This window comes from Pseudomonas sp. IT-P258 (assembly GCF_949767825.1).
Lineage (GTDB): Bacteria > Pseudomonadota > Gammaproteobacteria > Pseudomonadales > Pseudomonadaceae > Aquipseudomonas > Aquipseudomonas monachiensis.
Window position 1 is genome coordinate 68107 of record NZ_CATKPU010000043.1, and the last position, 19120, is coordinate 87226.

16 protein-coding genes are annotated in these 19120 nt (G+C 60.4%); 11 read left to right on the top strand and 5 right to left on the bottom strand.

Annotated features, from left to right (window positions below):
* Positions 1 to 199 precede the first annotated feature (199 nt).
* A complete protein-coding gene (locus tag ACM6G4_RS16215; RefSeq protein WP_414914095.1) occupies positions 200 to 1204 on the bottom strand; it encodes an AraC family transcriptional regulator in 1005 nt (334 codons plus the stop codon).
* Between the two features lie 100 nt (positions 1205 to 1304).
* Between ACM6G4_RS16215 and ACM6G4_RS16220 the strand changes: the two genes are divergently transcribed.
* Positions 1305 to 2378: a fatty acid desaturase gene (locus ACM6G4_RS16220; protein WP_414914096.1), complete on the top strand. Its 1074-nt coding sequence runs from the start codon at positions 1305 to 1307 to the stop codon at positions 2376 to 2378.
* A gap of 123 nt (positions 2379 to 2501) precedes the next feature.
* On the opposite strand, the gene ACM6G4_RS16225 is transcribed toward ACM6G4_RS16220, so the two are convergent.
* Genes ACM6G4_RS16225 through ACM6G4_RS16235 form a run of 3 tightly spaced genes read right to left on the bottom strand, consistent with a single transcriptional unit; the run spans position 2502 to position 6538 of the window.
* Positions 2502 to 4112, bottom strand: coding sequence for an arylsulfatase (locus tag ACM6G4_RS16225; protein ID WP_414914097.1), 1611 nt, complete (start codon positions 4110 to 4112; stop codon positions 2502 to 2504).
* 15 nt (positions 4113 to 4127) lie between these two features.
* Positions 4128 to 4943, bottom strand: a complete 816-nt coding sequence (locus ACM6G4_RS16230) for an ABC transporter ATP-binding protein (protein WP_056726959.1) — start codon at positions 4941 to 4943, stop codon at positions 4128 to 4130.
* Positions 4940 to 6538, bottom strand: a complete 1599-nt coding sequence (locus ACM6G4_RS16235) for an ABC transporter permease (protein ID WP_414914098.1) — start codon at positions 6536 to 6538, stop codon at positions 4940 to 4942. Before ACM6G4_RS16235 ends, ACM6G4_RS16230 begins: the two co-directional genes overlap by 4 nt.
* 279 nt (positions 6539 to 6817) lie before the next feature.
* Here ACM6G4_RS16235 and ACM6G4_RS16240 point away from each other — a divergent pair, with 279 nt between their 5' ends.
* Complete coding sequence (locus ACM6G4_RS16240) at positions 6818 to 7831, top strand: ABC transporter substrate-binding protein (RefSeq protein WP_414914099.1); 1014 nt, start codon at positions 6818 to 6820, stop codon at positions 7829 to 7831.
* Positions 7832 to 7909: 78 nt separating this feature from the next.
* Here ACM6G4_RS16240 and ACM6G4_RS16245 read toward each other — a convergent pair whose 3' ends face one another.
* Positions 7910 to 8830: a LysR family transcriptional regulator gene (locus tag ACM6G4_RS16245; RefSeq protein ID WP_056726956.1), complete on the bottom strand. Its 921-nt coding sequence runs from the start codon at positions 8828 to 8830 to the stop codon at positions 7910 to 7912.
* A 183-nt stretch (positions 8831 to 9013) separates the two neighbouring features.
* Between ACM6G4_RS16245 and ACM6G4_RS16250 the strand changes: the two genes are divergently transcribed.
* The 9 genes from ACM6G4_RS16250 (at position 9014) to ACM6G4_RS16290 (ending at position 19114) form a co-directional block, all read left to right on the top strand.
* Entirely contained in the window at positions 9014 to 9934 is a 921-nt protein-coding gene (locus ACM6G4_RS16250; RefSeq protein WP_414914100.1) for a TauD/TfdA dioxygenase family protein, read from the top strand.
* 134 nt (positions 9935 to 10068) lie between these two features.
* A complete protein-coding gene (locus ACM6G4_RS16255) occupies positions 10069 to 12429 on the top strand; it encodes a TonB-dependent receptor (protein WP_414914101.1) in 2361 nt (786 codons plus the stop codon).
* 258 nt (positions 12430 to 12687) lie between these two features.
* Positions 12688 to 13497, top strand: coding sequence for an energy transducer TonB (locus tag ACM6G4_RS16260; RefSeq protein WP_414914102.1), 810 nt, complete (start codon positions 12688 to 12690; stop codon positions 13495 to 13497).
* A gap of 44 nt (positions 13498 to 13541) precedes the next feature.
* Positions 13542 to 14267 carry a MotA/TolQ/ExbB proton channel family protein gene (locus ACM6G4_RS16265; protein WP_056726952.1) on the top strand — a complete coding sequence of 242 codons (726 nt, stop codon included), beginning with the start codon at positions 13542 to 13544 and terminating at the stop codon, positions 14265 to 14267.
* 1 nt (position 14268) lies between these two features.
* Complete coding sequence (locus ACM6G4_RS16270; protein ID WP_007972930.1) at positions 14269 to 14670, top strand: ExbD/TolR family protein; 402 nt, start codon at positions 14269 to 14271, stop codon at positions 14668 to 14670.
* Between the two features lie 328 nt (positions 14671 to 14998).
* Entirely contained in the window at positions 14999 to 15580 is a 582-nt protein-coding gene (locus tag ACM6G4_RS16275) for an alpha/beta hydrolase (protein ID WP_008045411.1), read from the top strand.
* A gap of 55 nt (positions 15581 to 15635) precedes the next feature.
* Positions 15636 to 16568: a sigma 54-interacting transcriptional regulator gene (locus ACM6G4_RS16280; protein WP_414914103.1), complete on the top strand. Its 933-nt coding sequence runs from the start codon at positions 15636 to 15638 to the stop codon at positions 16566 to 16568.
* Between the two features lie 162 nt (positions 16569 to 16730).
* The gene (locus ACM6G4_RS16285) at positions 16731 to 17513 is read left to right on the top strand and encodes a MetQ/NlpA family ABC transporter substrate-binding protein (protein ID WP_056726949.1); all 783 of its coding nucleotides are present in this window, start codon (positions 16731 to 16733) and stop codon (positions 17511 to 17513) included.
* A 467-nt stretch (positions 17514 to 17980) separates the two neighbouring features.
* Positions 17981 to 19114: an RHS repeat-associated core domain-containing protein gene (locus ACM6G4_RS16290; protein WP_414914104.1), complete on the top strand. Its 1134-nt coding sequence runs from the start codon at positions 17981 to 17983 to the stop codon at positions 19112 to 19114.
* Positions 19115 to 19120: the final 6 nt, after the last annotated feature.

The following is a 19120-nucleotide window of genomic DNA, read 5'->3' on the forward strand; positions in this document are numbered from 1 at the left end:
CGAACCATTGTGGGAGCGGGCTTGCTCGCGAAGGCGTCAGGTCAGGTATATCAATTTCAACTGACACACCGCTTTCGCGAGCAAGCCCGCTCCCACGGTGGACTTGTGTGAACTTCAGATCTTTGGTTAACCGAATCCCCCTGTGGGAGCGAGCTTGCTCGCGATGGGGGCAGATCAGCCAACTCACTGTCCGGATCAATCACTGCAACCCATCCCGAAACTGCCCAGGCGTCATCCCCGTCCAGCGCTTGAACGCACGGCTGAAGCTGCTGGTGTCGGCAAACCCGAGCAGATAACTGATTTCGCTCAACGAACATTGCGGGTCACGCAAGTGCAGCAGCGCCAGATTTTCGCGGCTTTCGTTGAGCAGCGTGTCGAACCGGCAGCCTTCATCGGCCAGGTGCCGTTGCAGGCTGCGCAGGCTCAGGTGCAGGGCCTTGGCGATGTGCTCGGCGCTGGGTTCGCCTTCGGGCAGTTGTTCTTCGATGGCGTCGCGGACCTTGCGCTCCCACGTCAGCGGCTTGAGTTGCGCCAGGGTGCGCTTGAGCACGGTTTCGTTGTGTTCGGCCAACTCCGGGTTGGCGTCGTCCAGGTGGCTGTCGAAGTCGATGAGGGCGAACTCCAGTCGGTCTTCGTCGGCACCGAAGTGCACGGGCGAGCGAAAGACTTTATGCCATTGATGCGCGTCTGCCGGCTCCGGACGGCGCAGGTAGGTCGCCAACGGTGCGTAATCACGACCCAGGCGATTGCGGCAGGTGCGCACGTAAATCGCCATGAACGCATCGATGGCTTCAAAGGCCGGGGCCGGGTTGCCCAGCGGAATTTTCAGACTGAAACAGTAGCGATCCTCGGCGCGGGTCAGTTCCAGTTCCAGGGCGTCGCTGACCACCTGGTGATAGCGCACGATGCGCTCGAACACTTCCCGCAGGCTGCCGCTGGCCACCAGCGCATAACCCAGCGCATGGAAAGTGGTCGGGCTGACGAAACGCGACACCCGCAAACCGATCGCCGGGTCGCCGCTGGCCTGCACCGCCAGATTCCACAGGTACGTAGTGCCCGACAGTGGGTAGCGCGCGTTCGGGTCGTCCATCAATTGTGGGTCGAGCCCCGCTTGCTGGCACAGGGCGGTGCTGTCGATGCCCAGGGCATCGAGTTGCTTGCGCAGGGCACGGGTCCAGCTGGCGAGGGAGGTCGGTTCAGTCATGCTGATTGGCGCTTCCAGTCAACAGGTTGGCGTTCTCGGCTACCGCGTTGCGAGGCTTCGCAAGGCAGGATGCAACCATCAATAACCAGAGGATGGAAGCATGGACGGTATTTCTGCAAGTCCCCAGCGACTGAATGCAGCCCAACGATCAGCACATATTCGCCAAGTGGTGCTGGCCAGAGGCGTCGCATTGCGCGAGCAATACCCGATTCTCAAGCACCAGGACGCCCTCGGCGCGGGCATTCTGGCCTTCGCCGTGGCCGGCATGGTTGGTTCGGCGACGTTCTACATGACCGGGCACATGGCGTGGTGGGCGTGCCTGTTGCTCAACGCTTTTTTCGCCTCGTTGACCCATGAGCTGGAACACGACTTGATCCACAGCATGTATTTTCGCAAGCAGAAGGTGCCGCACAACCTGATGATGGGGTTGGTGTGGCTGGCGCGGCCGAGCACTATCAATCCGTGGATTCGCCGCCATCTGCACCTCAATCACCACAAGGTGTCGGGCTCTGAAACCGACATGGAAGAACGCGCCATCACCAACGGCGAGCCATGGGGCATCGCGCGATTCTTGATGATTGGCGACAACATGATGTCGTCGTTCATCCGCATGCTGCGGGCCAGGACCTGGGCGCAAAAGATCAGCATCGTCCAGCGCACCCTGAAGGTCTACGCACCGCTGGCGCTGATGCATTGGGGCGCGTGGTACGTGTTTCTCTGTTTCCACGCAGCGAACGGCGTTGCGCATCTGGTGGGCGCACCGATCGAGTGGTCGGCGACCACGTTGTCGGTGATGCAGGTGATCGACATCGCGGCGGTGGTGATCATCGGCCCCAATGTATTGCGCACGTTCTGCCTGCACTTCATCAGTTCGAACATGCACTACTACGGTGACGTGGAACCGGGCAACGTGATGCAGCAGTGCCAGGTGCTGAACGCGTGGTGGCTGTGGCCGTTACAGGCGTTCTGCTTCAACTTCGGCAGCAGTCACGGGATCCATCACTTTGTGGTGAAGGAACCGTTCTACATCCGTCAGTTGACTGTGCCGGTGGGACACAAGGTGATGCGCGAGATGGGCGTGCGGTTCAATGATTTCGGCACGTTTGCGCGGGCTAACCGGTTTGAGGGCAAGGAAGAGGCAGTAGGTGATAGGACACAAACCGCTCAAGTCTGACTCGTACATGTGGCGAGGGAGCTTGCTCCCGTTGGGCTGCGCAGCAGCCCCCTTCGTTTTCGGGATAAGGGGGCCGCTTCGCGACCCAGCGGGAGCAAGCTCCCTCGCCACAGGGGGTAGTGTTTAGTCTGGCTGAAACGGCGACTCACTCAGGATCACCCCAGTCTCATCCACATACCGCTGCCAATGTTCAATCAAGGCACCAAGCTTCTGCGGTTGGCTCGACGCCAAGTCGTGAATCTCCCCCGGATCACTGCCCAGGTCATACAGCTGCCAGGTCGCCGGCCCTACCGGTCCCGGGATGTACACCGCCTTCCATTGCCCTTGTCGAATCGCCCGTCGTCCAAACAGTTCCCACCCGGTGACGGTGTGCTCGTCATGCACTTGCGCCGTCTCACCCGACAGAAACCCAAGCCACGACTTGCCGCGAACTTCTGCCACGGGTTTGCCGTGCCATTGCTTGCCCGGATGGCGCACGCCGGCGAGGTCGAGAATGGTTGGCGTGATGTCCATCACCGTGCCAAACCCGTGGCTGATCTGTCCCTTGAGCGGCAGCTGCGGGTAATGCACCAGCGCCGGTACGCGAATGCCGCCTTCGGTGGTGAAGGCTTTGAACAGCCGCGACGGCGCGGTCGCCACTTGCGCCCAGTTCGGCCCGTACCAGACGTAGGAGTTGGCGCGGCCGATGTTGTCCAGGCTGTTGTCGTAATGCTGGTTGAGATAGGTCAGCAACTGCGGGCCGAATTTCGGAAAGGCCTCCAGCAACGCCCCTTCGGCGCCGTTATCGGACATGAACAGGATGAAGGTGTTGTCCAGTTGCCCCTGCTGGCGCAAGTAATCGACGACGCGCCCGATGTTCCAGTCCATGCGTTCGACCATCGCCGCGTAGACCTCCATGGCCCGCGCCGAAATCTGCCGCTGTTCGTCGCTCAAGGCATCCCACTGTGCAGTCAACTGGATCAACGGATGCGGCTCGACTTCGGCCTCGATCAGCCCCAGTTCTTTGAGCTTTTCCAAGCGCTCAAGTCGCAGTACTTCAGGGCCGGCGGCATAGCGCCCGCGGTACTTTTCCACCACCTCGGCCGGCGCCTGCAGCGGCCAGTGAGGTGCGGAAAACGGCAGGTAGGCGAAGAACGGTCGAGTCTGATCACGCTCCTTGAGGTATTGCAGCAGCTTGTCGCCAAAGGCATCGGAGGAATAGAAATCCTTGGGCAGCTCATCGATGAATTGGTCGTCTTCGATGTACAGCGCCGGGGTGGATTTGAGCAGCCGTGGCGTCGTTTCATCGTAGGTCGGCTCGAAGCCGTAATGGTTGGCCGCGCCGGGCAGTAGCGAAAACGAACGCTCGAAACCCCGGGCGTGGGGCGCAAGTTCGGCGGTCAGGCCCAGGTGCCATTTGCCGCTCATCAAGGTCTGGTAACCGGCCTCGCGCAGCAGCTCGGGCAGGGCGACCACACGATCATTCAGGTGTCCTTCGTAACCCGGTTTGCCGATCAGGTCCGGGGTCAATGCTTCGGCCATGGTGCCGATGCCGGCGATGTGGTGATCGGTGCCGGTGAGCAGCATTGAACGGGTCGGCGAGCAGGTTGGCGCGGTGTGGAAATCGGTCAGGCGCAGGCCATTGTTGGCCAATGCATCGAGGTTCGGTGTGTTGATTTCGCCACCGAAGGCGCCGATATCGGAAAAGCCCAGGTCGTCGGCCAGGATCACTAGAAAGTTGGGACGTTGCGGCATCAGGAATTTCCTTTTTCAGTAGGCAATGAAGGACAGCGGCAGATCGCGGACCTGCACCGGCACCGGGGGCTGGTAGTGATCGTCGCTGGTGAGTTCGTGAAGCAGCTCTTCGCGCAGATGGTGGAAGTCGAAACTGCTGCGCTGGCGCGGATGGGGCAGGGCAATGTCGACCACTTGCTTGATCCGCCCCGGACGCGGCTCCATCACCACTACGCGGTCGGCGAGGAAAATCGCTTCCTCGACATCGTGGGTGACCAGCACTGTGGTGATTTTTGCCCGGGCGCGGATCGCCAGCAGTTCGTCCTGCATCTGCTGGCGAGTCAGCGCATCGAGGGCGCCGAAAGGTTCGTCCAGCAGCAGAATCCGTGGGCTGGCCACCAGGCCGCGAGCGATGGCCACGCGCTGCGCCATGCCGCCGGAGAGTTGGTGCGGATAGGCGCGGGCGAAGTCGCCCAGGCCCACCAGTTCGATGAAGTCATGGATGCGCTTGTGCTTTTGCGCAGCACTCAAGGGCTCGTTGACCAGGCCCAGGCCGATGTTGTCGGCCACGCTCAGCCACGGGAACAAGCGGTGTTCCTGAAAGACGATGCCACGCTCGCCGCCGATGCCGGTGACGGCTTTTCCGTCGACGCTGATCTGCCCGCGAAACTGCGTATCGAGGCCCACCAGCAAACGCAGCAAAGTGGATTTGCCGCAACCGCTGGAGCCGACGATGGCGACGAACTCGCCCTCGGCGATGTCCAGGTTGAATTCGCGAATGGCCTCAAGTGTGAAGCCGTCGACGTCGAAGGTTTTACCCACGTGATTGAAGCTGACAATCGGTGCGTTCATGCGTGTCTCCAGCGAGTGGCGCGGATTTCCAGGCGTTGGCCAATGAGGTTGAGCAGGGCACCGGTCAGGCCCACCAGCAGCATGCCGGCCATGATCAGGTCCATGCGCAGCAGTTGCTGGGCGCCGATCATCTGGCTGCCGATGCCGCCGTTGGACGGCATGAAGTACTCGGCGCCGATGGTGCCGAGCCAGGCGTAGATCAGGCTCAGCCTTAGCCCTGCAAAAATCCCCGGGGCTGCACCCGGTAGCACCAGTCGACCGAGGTGCTGACGCAGGTTCAGGCGCAACACCTGCGCGGCTTCGTTGAGTTGTGGTGAGAGGTTGGCGACGCTGCGTTGGGTGGCGATGAACAGCGGGAAAAAGGCGGCGAGGGCAACGAACACCCACTTGGCCAATTCCCCCAGACCGAACCACGCGGTGAGCAGCGGCACCCAGGCGAAAATGGCGATCTGGCGGATGGCGGCGAGGGTGGGGCCGAGCACCCGGTCACTGGTGCGCGACAACCCCAGCAACAGCCCCAAGGCAAAACCGAGCCCGCCACCGAGCAGCAATCCGCCAAGTGTTCGGCCCAGGCTCAGGGCCATGCCGCCAAGCAGTGTGCCGTCGAGCAAACCGTCCTTTGTGGTCTGCAGGACGGCCAGCGGGGTGACCAGAATGTTCGCGTCAATCCATTGCTGATCCGAGGTCAGTTGCCACAATGCCAGAAGCGCCAGTGGCAGCAGCCACGGCTGCAATCGCTGCCAGCCTTGATAACGCGGCCCGCGACGGATTTCGGCGGTGGCCGGGTGCGGCCAGTGCACCAGTTTCCTGTCCAGCAGACCGATGCCGCGATCCATCGCCACGCCGATCAGGCCGATCACCACGATGCACACGAACACGATGTCGAGCATGAACAGCTGCCGCGCCCAGACCATCAGGTAGCCGATGCCTTCACTGGAAGCGAGCAGTTCGACAGCGAGCAGTGAAGTCCAGCCGGCGGCCAGCGCGAGGCGCACACCGGCCATGAAGGCCGGCAGCGCGGCAGGCAGCACCAGGCGGCGGATCAACAGGTGCCTGGGCAGGCGCAACACGGCGGCGGCTTCGCGCAGCTTGGGTTGTGCATCGCGTACACCGACCAGCGTATGCAGGGTTACCGGCACCACAATGGCCTTGATCAGCACCACCAGCTTCAGCACTTCCCCTATGCCGAAAAACACCATGAACAACGGAATCCAGGCCAAGGTCGGGACTTGGGCCAACCCGGCGAAGGTTGGAAATACCAGGCGCTCCAGTCGACGACTGAAACCCAGTGCCGCACCCAAAACAGCACCGGCGCTGATCCCGGCCAGCAGTCCCCAGAACAAGCGTTGCAGGCTGATCCACAAATGGCTCCACAACTCGCCTTGGGACAGTTCCACCGCGCTGTTCCAGACCAGGCTCGGCGCCGGCAGGATCTGCTCGCTCATCCAGTGATTGCGGCTGGCGAGCCACCAGAGCGTGAACAGGGTGATCGGCAGCAACCAAGGCAACAGGCGACGATTCAGACTGGGCCAGAGGCGCTGGTTTTCCACTGGTGGCGCGGCCAGCGGCAGGCTGAGAAGAGAAACACGGGCCATGGATGACCTCCGTTGTCGGCGTATGCAAAAACGATCTATAAAAAACAAAATCAATGCTATTGAGAAATAAGCAAAGCCATTTAAGGCCTCCAGTTCAGCTGCATCCAATGCATTCGAAGAATATTTTCGATGCCGTTACTGCATACCTGTCCAAGAGCCCCGGATGCGTTGATTTAGATCTAAATGGTCTAAAAATGTGAATTTATAGTATTTAAGTGTTGGTTCCACTTCGGCCTACTTTCGGCTCCTCAACGCCCGTTGCCCCAAGGAGCCGCACCCATGAACCTTCCCTTCAAACGTGTCATCAGTCTGTTCGCCGCACCGGCCCTGGCGGGGCTGCTGGCTTTTACGGCCAACGCCGATGAGCTCAAGGAAATCCGCATCGCCGTGCCGGACCTGAGTGCCGGGACCCAGCACAGTGGTGGCGGGGTCGTGGATGTGCTGCGTGAGCAACAGATCTTCGAAAAGGCTTTCGCCGATCAAGGCATCAAGATTCAGTGGAGCTTCTTCAAGGGCGCAGGCCCGGTGATCAACGAAGCGTTCGCCAACGGTCAGGTGGACCTGGCCTACCTCGGCGATCTGGCGGCCATCATCGGCAAGTCCAATGGCCTGGATACGCGACTGCTCAGTGCCTCGGCGCGCGGGGTGAAGCATTACCTGGGCGTGGTGCCGGGGTCGGGGATCAAGACCCTGCACGACCTCAAGGGCAAACGGGTGGCCATCTTCCGTGGCACCGCCAGCCAGTTGTCCTTCGATGCGGCGCTGGCCAGCCAGGGGTTGAGCGAGAAGGACGTGAAAGTCATCAACCTCGACTTCAACGCGGCAGTCGCGGCGCTGGCGGCGAAGCAGATCGATGCCTCGTGGGGCGGTTCCGGGCTGACGGCGCTGCAAGCCAAGGGGCTGGCCGAGTTGCCGCTCAATACCAAGGATCTGGGCGGTGCCGGCAGTGTGCAGGCGGTATTGATAGGGACCGGAAAGTTTGTCGATGCGCATCCGGAGGCGGTGGCGAAACTGCTCAAGGCCCAACAGCAGGCCGTAGAGTGGCTGACCCAGGACAGCAACAAGGACGCCTACATTCAACTGGTGTCCGGGCTGGCGAGTTATCCACCGGTAATTCTTTCTCAGGATTTGAAGGATCAGAAACTGAGCGAGGTGTTCCCGTCGACGCTCGATCCGGTGTTCCTTGGCAAATTGCAGGATGCCGTGGATCTGGCTTCGCAGCAGAAGCTGATTCGCAAGCCATTCAAGGTGAGTGATTGGGTGGCGCCGGAGTTGGCTGCGGCCAGGCTTTAAATCTCAAAAGATCGCAGCCTTCGGCAGCTCCTACATTGATCAGTGTAGGAGCTGCCGAAGGCTGCGATCTCTTGATCTTCAAACAGCAACGGCCGTCTGCTGCCTGTCCACCGCCACCAACGTCTCGATCATCGCCCGCGCCGCTGGCGACAACCTGAACCCTGTGCGACTGACGATCCCGCAGCGCGCATTCATGCTCTCGATGTTCTGCGGCAGGTTGCGCCAGTGCAGCAGCACCAGTGAACCTTGGGCGATGTCTTCAACAAACGCTTCTTCAGTCCCCACGCCAATCGCATTCGATTGCAGCACCACTTTCACCAGCGCCGGGAAATGTTCGGTCTCGATGCTCGGTGAAAAATCCACCCGCCCACTGAGGTTCGCCAGCAGTTTTCGAATGCCTGGCGGGATCATCGTGGTCGCCAGTGGGTAATCGAACATGTCATTGGTCGACAGGCTTTCCTTGGCCAGCAGTGGATGCCCCGGTCGGCAGAAAAACACACCGCGCTTGGGCGTCAGGGCCTGGGTCTGGAAATTCGGATCGGACTCGAAATGGCGGATGTCGGCGATGAAGAATTCGATCTCCTCACGGCTCAGCGCACGGCTGAGTTTTTCCCAGTTATCCACCTCAAAGCAGGTGCGCACTTTCGGATGCGCGTTGATGAATTGCGCCACCGCATCCGGCACCAGTTTCACCGCCGGTGCCGGGCCACAACCGAAGCGCAGTTCACCGGCATCGAGCTTGGTCATCTGCGTCACTTCAGCGTTCAAGAGGGCCGCTCCCTGCACCAGGCTGCGGGCATGTTGCAGCACCACCAGGCCTTCGGGGGTGGGGCGCAAATCCTTGTTGCCACGGTCCACCAGAACACAGCCGAACTCATGTTCGAGCCCCTGGATGCTGCGGCTGAAGGCAGGCTGGGTAATGCCCATGGCCTCGGCCGCGCGCACGAAACTGCGGTGTTCGTCGAGGGCGATGAAGTAACGCAACTGGCGAAGATCCATATGCTTTTCCGGCATCCTAAAAATAGTTCGAAGGCATTTGCGACGAGGGTTGACTGAGGTTTTAAATGCAACCTCTTATTCCGTCAACGAAGCATGTAGATATCTATTAGATCTAAACAGAATATAGATAGAGCAGTGTTTCGCGGCCGGTTCAACCGCAAGCAGTCCGATGAGGGTTTACCCATGAGCAATGCCGCTTTCGCAGTACAACCTGCTGTTCACGCGCTTGAAATCCATCCGGTGGCCGGTCGCATCGGTGCCGAAATCCGTGGCGTACAGCTTTCGGGCGAGCTGGATGCCGTCACTGTTGAAGCCATTCAACAGGCACTGCTGCAATACAAAGTGATCTTCTTCCGCGAGCAGACCCAGCTCGACGATCAACGCCAGGAGGCGTTCGCCCACCTGCTCGGCGAGCCGGTGGCGCACCCCACCGTACCGGTGCGCGAAGGCACGCGTTTTCTGCTGGAACTGGACGGTGCCGAAGGCCAGCGAGCCAGCTCGTGGCACACCGACGTGACCTTTGTCGAGGCCTACCCCAAAGCTTCGATCCTGCGCTCGGTGGTGGCCCCGGCTTTCGGCGGCGACACCCTGTGGGCCAACACCGCCACTGCCTATGACGGGTTGTCGGTGGAACTGCGTGAACTGGCCGACAAGCTGGTCGCCGTGCACAGCAATGAATACGACTACGCCGGCAGCCGGCCCGATGTCTCGGCCGAGAAGCTGGAGCGCTATCGCAAGATTTTCACCTCGACCGTCTACGAGACCGAACACCCGGTGGTCCGCGTACACCCGATCAGCGGTGAGAAGAGCCTGTTGCTGGGGCATTTCGTCAAGCGCATCAAGGGCTATTCCCAGGCCGATTCGGCGCACCTGTTCGGCTTGCTGCAAAGCCATGTGATCCGCCAGGAAAACATCGTGCGCTGGCGCTGGAAGGCCGGTGATGTGGCGATCTGGGACAACCGCTCCACCCAGCATTACGCAGTGGATGACTACGGGACCCAGGACCGCATCGTGCGCCGGGTGACGCTCAAGGGCGAGGTGGCGGTGGGTGTGAACGGGCAGGTCAGCCAGACGGTGAAAGGGCCGGATATCGACGGCGTCTGAGCTGACGCTATCGCCAGCGGGCTCGCTCCCACACTGACCGTGTGAACACTGGAGATCCCCTGTGGGAGCGAGCTTGCTCGCGATGGCGGCCTGGCAAGCAACAAAGAATTTACTTTGATCGGGAACCCTGCCTTATGAGTCCGTTGCACGTCGCTTCAACCTCTTCACCCCAACGGCTCAAACGCCTGCCCCTCGCGCTATTGCTGGCCGGCAGCGCCAGTTGGACCCAGGGCTATGCGGCCGAAAGCGCTACCCCGGAAACCACCCCCGTTAAAACCGCCACGGCCGACAGCGCGCAACTGGAAACCGTGACGGTCACCACTCGCCGCCGCGAAGAAAGCTCGCAGGATGTACCAACGCCAATGAGCGTGGTCAGCGGCCAGACCCTGGAAACCCAACGGGTCTATCGCATCCAGGATCTGCAGCAGCTGGTGCCTAGCGTCAACGTCGCCTACATGCATGCGCGCCAGTCCAGCGTGTCGATCCGAGGCCTGGGCAATAACCCGGCCAGCGATGGCCTGGAAGGCAGTGTCGGCCTGTACATCGACAACGTTTACCTGGGCCGTCCCGGTATGGCCGTATTCGACCTGATGGACATCGAGCAGCTCGAAGTGCTGCGCGGTCCGCAGGGCACCTTGTTCGGCAAGAACACCACCGCCGGGGTGATCAACATCAGCACCCGCGCGCCGACCTTCACTCCTGAACGCAGCATCGAATCTTCGGTGGGCGAGGACGGATACTTCCAGACCAAAGGTGCGATTTCCGGCCCGTTGAATGACGAACTGGCCGGACGTTTTTCCGCGTATCGCACCCGCAGCGATGGCGACATCAAGAACGAATTCGACGGCCACGATTTAAACGGTGGCTCCCGCGAAGGCTTCCGTGGGCAGTTGCTGTTCAAGCCCAACGAGTCATTCAACCTGCGCTGGATCGGCGACTACAACGAGGAAGATTCCAGCGCCGGCACACGTGTGCTGTACAGCACCGGCCCGACCATCAATGGCACCAACCTGTATCAGACCCGGGCCAACGCGGCGGGCGCGACACTGGTTGACGGCACGCACCGCAAGGTCAACCTGAACAACGAACAACACGTCACTGTGCATCAGGGCGGTACCTCGGTCGAGGCCAACTGGACATTGCCAAGCGACTTCACCCTGACCTCTATCAGCTCCTATCGCTGGTGGAATTTCACCCCGCGCAACGATGACGGCCTGAACGTAACCGCCTTCTACAACGCTGGTGTTTCGGTGGAGGATAAGCAGTACTCACAGGAGTTCCGCCTGGCGTCGCCTACCGGTGGATTCTTCGATTACGTGCTCGGCGCCTACTACTTCGGTTCCGACCTGGACAACAAATCCTTCACCTATTACGGCCCGCAAGCGGACATCTGGAGCGGTACGCCAAACGGTGCGTTGAACAATGTCGACAGCGTCGGCAACGGGCATATCGAAACCAACAGCTTTGCGCTGTTCGCCCAGGGCACCTGGCACCTGACCGAACGCCTGGACTTCACCGCCGGGCTGCGTGGCACCTATGAAGAGAAAAACGCCAATGTCACGCGCGATGCACCGGTCGGTGGCGTTGCGGTAACCGGTGCGGCGGCCGCGGCGAGGCGTGGTCGTGCCGGCGCATACGATTCCGGCGATCTGAATCAGTACAGCTCCAGCCCCTCGGGTTTGTTGAACCTCAGTTACCGCCTCACCGACGACCTGCTCACTTACGCCACCTTGTCCCATGGCGAAAAATCCGGCGGGGTCAACCTGGCGGTGGGCACGGCACCGGTTGCCGGCGCCGACTCGCTGCTGATCGGCACCGAGCGCGCCAACAATGCCGAGCTCGGTTTCAAGAGCACCCTGTGGGACCGTCGCCTGCAACTCAACGCCAACCTGTTCTGGACCCAGGTCAATGGCTACCAGACCAACGTCTACGACGACGTCAATCGCGTGCAATACCTGACCAACGCCGGTTCCGTGCGCTCCCGTGGCGTGGAGTTCGAAAGCACCCTGATCCCGCTGCGTGGCCTGACGCTGAACATCAACGGCTCGTACAACGACGTCAGCTACCTCTCCTACAAGGATGCGCCGTGCCCACCGGAAGTCAGCCTGGCGCCGGGCGCTCCAGCGTCCTGCGACCTCAGCGGCCATCAAGTGGTGGGTGCTTCGAAATGGATCGGCAACGCCAACGGCGAATACAAATGGAACCTGAGCAACGGCTTCGAAGAGTACGTCACCGCCAGCTATGCGTTCCGCTCCAAAGCGGTGGGCACGGTGGAAGATTCCGACTTCGGACAGATCCCGAGTTATGCGGTGGTCAACCTGTCCACCGGCCTTCGCGGCGACTTCAACCAGGGGCAATGGGACGTTTCGCTGTGGCTGAAAAACGCCTTCGACAAAACCTATTACACGACGTTGTGGACGGCCGCCAATGGCGGTTATGAAGGCCTGCTCGGGACCCCGCGGACGCTGGGCGTGACCGGCCGATATGACTTCTGACGGCGAAAAACCATGCCTTGGATGAATACTTTCAATGCGGGCAAGGCATCGGTTTTTCCCCGCTACGCCGGAGCCCTTGAACGGCGGGCTCTGGCGGTGGATTGATGGTTTATATATTCGCTTAAGGTCTAAACATAAGTTTAAGCATTACTTTCAGAACTAAGCGTTCAAGCCAATGATTGCTCTACCGGGACGTCGTCGGGGGATGTTCAGTACGACGTTCCGGTAGTCCGCAAAGAGACCGCAGGGAGTTAAACAATGGGCAATGTCCAGACCGCCGCCAGCGCGCATGAAGTGCTGTGGCGCCAGGCACCCGGTGGTGAGTTGGTCGACCTCGGCCGACCGCACCGGGTGCCCTTGGGCCAGTTGCGTTTGCAGCGTGCGCCCAAGGACGTCCTTCGCCGACGAGAAGCGATCGTGCTGGGCGTGCTGGCGTTGCTGGTGCATGGCGCGGTGATCTATTGGGTCAGTCAGCAACCGACCACCGTGCTGCCCATCGTGCCACCGGAGATTCCGCCGATGACCATCGAGTTCTCGCGTCCGGCGCCACCGGTGGTCGAGCCGCCGCCACCGCAACCTGTCCAGCCTGTGGTGGAGCCGCCTCCTCCCGTGGAAGACGAACTGGCGGTGAAACCACCTCCACCGAAGCCGGTTCCCAAGCCCAGACCGGTGGCCAAACCGTTAGTGAAACCGGCGCCAAAAGCCGTTGAACAACCACCTGTGCCGCCACAACCGGTAGCGCCTGTCGCGGCCCCGGCGCCACCTGCACCTCCAGCGCCCGCACCTGTGACACCGGCCTCGGCCACCGCCGGTTACTTGAAAAACCCGGCGCCGGAATACCCGTCGCTGGCCCAGCGTAAAGGCTGGGAAGGCACGGTGTTGTTGCGCGTGCATGTGCTGGCCAGCGGCAAGCCCGGCGAGATCCAGCTGCAGAAAAGCAGCGGTCGCGATGCACTCGACGAAGCGGCGCTGAACGCGGTGAAACGCTGGAGTTTCGTGCCGGCCAAGCAAGGTGATGTCGCCCGGGACGGCTGGGTCAGCGTGCCTATCGATTTCAAGATTCATTAAACCGAAACCAAATTCGCGCGAAACGTTTACACGAGGAATACACCATGACGTTACTGGCATCTCCACTTGAATCCATCGAAAGCGCGGTGATCTGGCTGCTGGTGGTTTTTTCCGTCGCGACATGGGGTCTGGCATTGCTCAAGGGCGTGCAGTTCGCTCGACTCAAGTCACAGGATCGAAAGTTTCATCAACAGTTCTGGGCGGCTTCGAGCCTCGACTCGGCGGCGGAGCTGAGCGAAACCAGGCCAGGGGCGGCAGCCCGGGTTGCACAGGCCGGTTATGCGGCCATCCAGGTGGGCGAGACGCCGCAGGCGGCGGACTTGAGTCAGGCGATCAATCATCAGGATCGTCTGGAGCGTGCCTTGCGTCAGCAGATCGTGCGTGAGCGTCGGTCGCTGGAAACCGGGTTGGCGGTGGTCGCGAGCATTGGCAGCACCTCGCCGTTCATTGGTTTGTTCGGCACGGTGTGGGGAATCATGGAAGCGTTGAAAGGCATCAGCGCGGCGGGCTCGGCAAGTCTTGAAACGGTCGCCGGACCGATTGGCGCGGCACTGGTCGCCACCGGCGTCGGGATCGCCGTCGCGGTGCCGGCGGTGCTGGTTTACAACTATTTTTTGCGTCGTTTGAAACTGACGGCGGCGGACCTGGATGACTTCGCCCACGACTTCTACAGCCTGGCGCAGAAGAGTTCGTTCCGTGTGCTGATCCACCCGACGGCGCACAAGGCAGTAGCCCAGGGCAATGCGCAGAAAGTGAAGGAGGCGTCCTGATATGGCCTTCTCCACGCAAGACACTGACGAGGTGCTCAGCGAGATCAACGTGACACCGTTGGTGGATGTGATGCTGGTGTTGCTGGTGGTGTTCATCGTCACCGCGCCGCTGCTGACCAACGCGATACCGATCAACCTGCCCAAGACCGAAGCGGTGGCGCCGGTGGAGCAGAAAGACCCCTTGGTGGTGAGCATCGACGGTGCCGGCAAACTGTTTATCAACAAGGACGAGATACAACCGGACTTGCTGGAGTTCAACCTCAAGTCGGCGAAGGCCAAGGACCCCGAGGTGCGCGTGCAGTTGCAGGCGGACGATGGGGTGAATTACGGCGAGGTGGCGCGGGCCATGGCGTCGATTGAACGGGCTGGGATTACCAAGTTGTCGGTGATTACTGCGCGTTAACAGATTTTCGTTTTCCGGGGCCGTCTCCTTGGCAGGGTGCGGCCCTTTTTTTATGTCGCGACAGTGCTTTTGTGGCGAGGGAGCTTGCTCCCGTTGGGTTGCGAAGCGACCCCAAAGTCTTGTATCGAGGTTTTCCAGGTAAATCGCATTCGCTGATTTGCGGCTGCTGCGCACCCGAACGGGAGCAAGCTCCCTCGCCACAGGGGTAGTGCAAGATGAAAATTAATATTCATTTTAGATCTTAATAAATAGCTTCTTATTCCTTAACGAATATAAATCCTCTCCCTATACTCGACCGGGAACAGACACGCAGCAGGAGAGCTCCCCCATGCGCAACGAATCAATTCGCTACCTGATTGTGCCGGGCTGGCAAGGATCGCCAGAAGATCATTGGCAAAGCCACTGGCAGAACAGCCTGCCGAACAGCGCACGGGTGGAACAGGCCGACTGGCTGACGCCGCGCCGTGAAGACTGGGTCGCGGCGCTGGCCGAGGCGATTGCCGCCGACAGCACGCCGGTGATTCTCATTGCCCACAGCCTGGGCTGCATCACCGTCGCCCATTGGGCCGCGAGTGCCCCCGTGCAGTTTTTGCGTCAAGTGCGCGGCGCCTTGCTCGTCGCGCCGGCCGATGTCGAACGCCCGGCCTGCGCGCCGGCCTTGCGCAATTTCGCGCCGATCCCGACGGATCTGCTGCCGTTCCCCAGCCAGGTTGTCAGCTCCGACAACGACAGCGCCGTCAGTGCACCACGAGCCCTGGAGCTGGCGCGTAACTGGGGCGCCGAGGCGGGGATTCTGGCGGGGGCGGGGCATATCAACGTGAAGTCCGGTCACCAGCGTTGGGAGCAGGGTTTTGCCTACCTCTATCGACTGCAAAACCGCATGGAACACCACGCCCTGCGCCGCGCTTGAACACTTTCCTTATTTAACGCCCCCGTCTCCCGGCGGTTTTGGGCGGGAGTCTGCCATGAGCTTCGAAACCTTCGGCCAGCCACTGCTGACCTTTCCCGATGCTGAAAAAAGTCCCCTGAGCATCCGTGCCAAGGCGCTGGTGTTTGTCGATCCACGGTCACGGCAATTACGTGAAGACCTTGAGCAACTGGCCACGCGTTCAGTGTCAGTGCTTATCCGTGGCGAAACCGGCACCGGCAAGGAGTTGCTGGCCCGCCATATCCACCGCGCCAGTGATCGCGGCGGGTTGTTCGTCTCGGTCAACTGCGGGGCCATCAGCCCGACCTACGCCGACGCCGAGTTGTTTGGCTATGCGGCGGGCAGCTACAGCGGCTCGGCGAGCAGCCGCGCCGGGTGGTTCGGTTCGGCCAACGGCGGCACGCTGTACCTGGACGAAATCGGCGATTTGCCGTTGCCGATCCAGATCAAATTGCTCGCCGCGCTGGAAAACCACGAAGTCACCCGCGTCGGTGCCCGGCAACCGAGCCCGGTGGACGTGCGACTGGTGGCGGCCACCAGCATCGATCTGGCCCAGGCGGTTGCCGCCGGAAAATTCCATGAACGGCTCTATCACTACCTCAGCGAAGGCCAGCTCGAACTGCCGGCGCTGCGCGAGCGCACGGGTGACATCCTGTCGCTGGCCGAATACTTCCTCGGGATCTACAGCCAGCGTCTCGACTTGCCAGTGCCGCTGATCAGCGAAGCGGCGCAGCTTGTGCTGGAACGCCACAGTTGGCCGGGCAATACCCGGGAGCTGGAAAACATCATTCACTTTGCACTGCTGGTGAGTACGGGCGACGAGATTTTGCCGGAGCATTTGAACCTGTCGGAGCCCTCGATTTCGCTGGAAAAAATCGAGCAACACATTGTTTATACAAGCAAAAACGGCACTGCCGGCGAGCGTTCGGCACTCAAGCGCTTGCTGGAAAGCCTGACGCAGACGCTTTGACGCGCTGTATGAACAAAATGGAATATGAAGCTGAATAAACGTTATTGTTCGGGAATAAAAAATCCCGGTATTGTCCGCTTCACGCCAGCGATAGCACTTCACTGGCACTCTCATATTCAAGCCGTCGCCACAAGCGACTGTGATTTTCGATAAGGACACTGCATGAAAAAGGTTCTGTTGTTCACCGCATTGGCGGCTGCCCTGACCACGGGTCTGGCCCAGGCTGGCGAGAAGCTGGTGGTTGCCGCGACTCCGGTGCCACACGCCGAGATCCTTGAGCTGATCAAGCCAACGCTGGCCAAAGAAGGCGTGGACCTGGAAATCAAGGTTTTCACCGACTACGTTCAGCCGAACGTGCAGGTCGACCAGAAGCGTCTGGACGCTAACTACTTCCAGACTCTCCCGTACCTGAAGAGCTTCAACGAAGGCAAAGGCACTCACCTGGAAACCGTGATCGGTGTTCACGTTGAACCCTTCGGCGGCTACTCGAAGAAAATCAAAACCCTGGCTGAACTGAAAGACGGCGCGACCATTGCCATCCCGAACGAAGGCAGCAACAGCGGCCGTGCCCTGATCCTGCTGCAGAAGGCTGGCCTGATAGAGTTGAAAGACCCGAAAAACGCCGTGTCGACCCCGAAAGACATTGCCAAGAACCCGCACAACTTCAAGTTCAAGGAGCTCGAATCGGCCATGTTGCCGCGTGTGCTGGATCAGGTCGATCTGGACATGATCAACACCAACTACGCACTGGAAGCGGGCCTGAATCCGGCGAAAGACGCGCTGATCATTGAAGGTGCCGATTCGCCTTACGTGAACTACCTGGTGGCCCGTCCGGACAACAAGGACAGCGTCGCCATCCAGAAACTGGCCAAGGCCCTGACCAGCCCGGAAGTAAAAGCATTCATCGAGAAGAAATACAGCGGCGCGGTATTGCCGGCGTTCTGATTCGCGAAGCAAACCCCCTTTAAGGTTTCAAACGCCGACGGCTGATTTAGCGTCGGCGTTTTTTATGTGTGCTGGTTTTATGCTCCGCAACCCAGCGGGAGCAAGCTCCCTCGCCACAAAAAACAACTCCGGGGGCTGCTGTAACCTTCAAGCCGGCTTGGTCTTCAAGGCCCTGCGCAACGCCATCAAGAGTTTCACAATGTCCTGCGGATCCAGCCGTTGCGGCGGTTGTACGTCTGCCATGTTCTCGTCCTTGTGAGGTTTTGGCCGGGAGTCTGGCCAAAAGTGGTTCGTCCTTGGAGCAGCGTTTCGAAAAAAAGATCCTTCCTACGGTGTAAGGGAAAGTAGCTGTCCTCTCTTGTCTGGGCAAACCCGGGCGTCAGTTTTCTCCCTGCACTAACAGTTCTGCTAGGTGCCGGCGTATTCAAACGGGTGCAAACTGCTTCCCTCGCCGGGAGTTGACCCTCATGAGCGCATTGACTCACCCCCTCAATCGCTACCGCTATGATGCCCTGGACCGGTTGGTCGAACTGGAGCCGTCGGAGCTGGAAAAACTGACCCGTTTCTACTGCGGCGAACATCTGGTGACGCAACTGAAAGGTCAGGGTGGGCACTGTGTGCTTCAACACGACAGGCAGCTGCTGGCAGTGCAATCGTTTGACGGCGTCGAGCGCAACAGCCAGTTGCTGGTCACCGATCAGCAACGTTCGGTATTGCAGTTGGCCGGACCTGACGGAGTTGTGCGCCAGGTCTACGCGCCCTACGGTCATCGGCGGCTCGAAAGTGGTCCCGGCAGTTTGCTCGGATTCAGCGGCGAAGCGCTCGATCCGGCCACCGGTCATTATCTGCTGGGCAACGGGCATCGGGCGTTCAACCCGGTGCTGATGCGCTTCAACAGCCCGGATGGCCTGAGTCCGTTTGGGCGGGGTGGGTTGAATCCGTATGCGTATTGTTTAGGCGATCCGGTGAATTTCAGTGATCCGACTGGGCGGTTTGAAGTCATTGCCAGAATACTGACCAGTATCGGCACGCTGTTTAATTCGATCATCACGCTGAGACCAAGCATTCCCTTTCAGGTCGGGGTGGACGCGCTGGCGAATGGAGCCTTTTTCCGCTTGCCCCTACGACATACGGCGGGTGCTGTGTCATCCGTAGTCGCCGGCGTGTCGGGTGTGGCTGGGGCTACGGTCGGTCTGGGGAGTACGATTACTGCTGCCATCAACCCAACCTCTACTTTGCTTGCGCCTCTGGCCAATACCTCTCTGGGGTTGATGAGCACCTCGGCGATTGGACGATTGGGATCCTGGTGGGCGGCACGTGATGTAGCGGTACTTCCAGCGTTGAGAAATCTGGCTGGCGGTATGCCTTCCGTCTTACCTCAAAGGGCAGCATCGCGTGTAGACACTATCATTGATATGGGCCCGTTCACGCCTTCAGCTCCCCCTGTATCCCCCCCTGCTTCCTCAGGCTCACTTCGACCTTCCGCTCCGCCCGCGACGCCAGGGACCTTTGTTGATAGCTCTTTCAGCTTCGACCCTCCCAACAGATCATCTGAAATGTCGATGAGTGCCAATCGGATCCGTCGTCGCTATAGCCGCTAACTCAGC

Coding starts and splice junctions, on each gene's coding strand:
- ACM6G4_RS16235 (WP_414914098.1), bottom strand. CDS start 6,538: ATGGCCCGTGTTTCTCTTCTCAGCCTGCCGCTGGCCGCGCCACCAGTG.
- ACM6G4_RS16260 (WP_414914102.1), top strand. CDS start 12,688: ATGGGCAATGTCCAGACCGCCGCCAGCGCGCATGAAGTGCTGTGGCGC.
- ACM6G4_RS16245 (WP_056726956.1), bottom strand. CDS start 8,830: ATGGATCTTCGCCAGTTGCGTTACTTCATCGCCCTCGACGAACACCGC.
- ACM6G4_RS16225 (WP_414914097.1), bottom strand. CDS start 4,112: ATGCCGCAACGTCCCAACTTTCTAGTGATCCTGGCCGACGACCTGGGC.
- ACM6G4_RS16275 (WP_008045411.1), top strand. CDS start 14,999: ATGCGCAACGAATCAATTCGCTACCTGATTGTGCCGGGCTGGCAAGGA.
- ACM6G4_RS16290 (WP_414914104.1), top strand. CDS start 17,981: ATGAGCGCATTGACTCACCCCCTCAATCGCTACCGCTATGATGCCCTG.
- ACM6G4_RS16230 (WP_056726959.1), bottom strand. CDS start 4,943: ATGAACGCACCGATTGTCAGCTTCAATCACGTGGGTAAAACCTTCGAC.
- ACM6G4_RS16220 (WP_414914096.1), top strand. CDS start 1,305: ATGGACGGTATTTCTGCAAGTCCCCAGCGACTGAATGCAGCCCAACGA.
- ACM6G4_RS16240 (WP_414914099.1), top strand. CDS start 6,818: ATGAACCTTCCCTTCAAACGTGTCATCAGTCTGTTCGCCGCACCGGCC.
- ACM6G4_RS16250 (WP_414914100.1), top strand. CDS start 9,014: ATGAGCAATGCCGCTTTCGCAGTACAACCTGCTGTTCACGCGCTTGAA.
- ACM6G4_RS16265 (WP_056726952.1), top strand. CDS start 13,542: ATGACGTTACTGGCATCTCCACTTGAATCCATCGAAAGCGCGGTGATC.
- ACM6G4_RS16270 (WP_007972930.1), top strand. CDS start 14,269: ATGGCCTTCTCCACGCAAGACACTGACGAGGTGCTCAGCGAGATCAAC.
- ACM6G4_RS16255 (WP_414914101.1), top strand. CDS start 10,069: ATGAGTCCGTTGCACGTCGCTTCAACCTCTTCACCCCAACGGCTCAAA.
- ACM6G4_RS16215 (WP_414914095.1), bottom strand. CDS start 1,204: ATGACTGAACCGACCTCCCTCGCCAGCTGGACCCGTGCCCTGCGCAAG.
- ACM6G4_RS16280 (WP_414914103.1), top strand. CDS start 15,636: ATGAGCTTCGAAACCTTCGGCCAGCCACTGCTGACCTTTCCCGATGCT.
- ACM6G4_RS16285 (WP_056726949.1), top strand. CDS start 16,731: ATGAAAAAGGTTCTGTTGTTCACCGCATTGGCGGCTGCCCTGACCACG.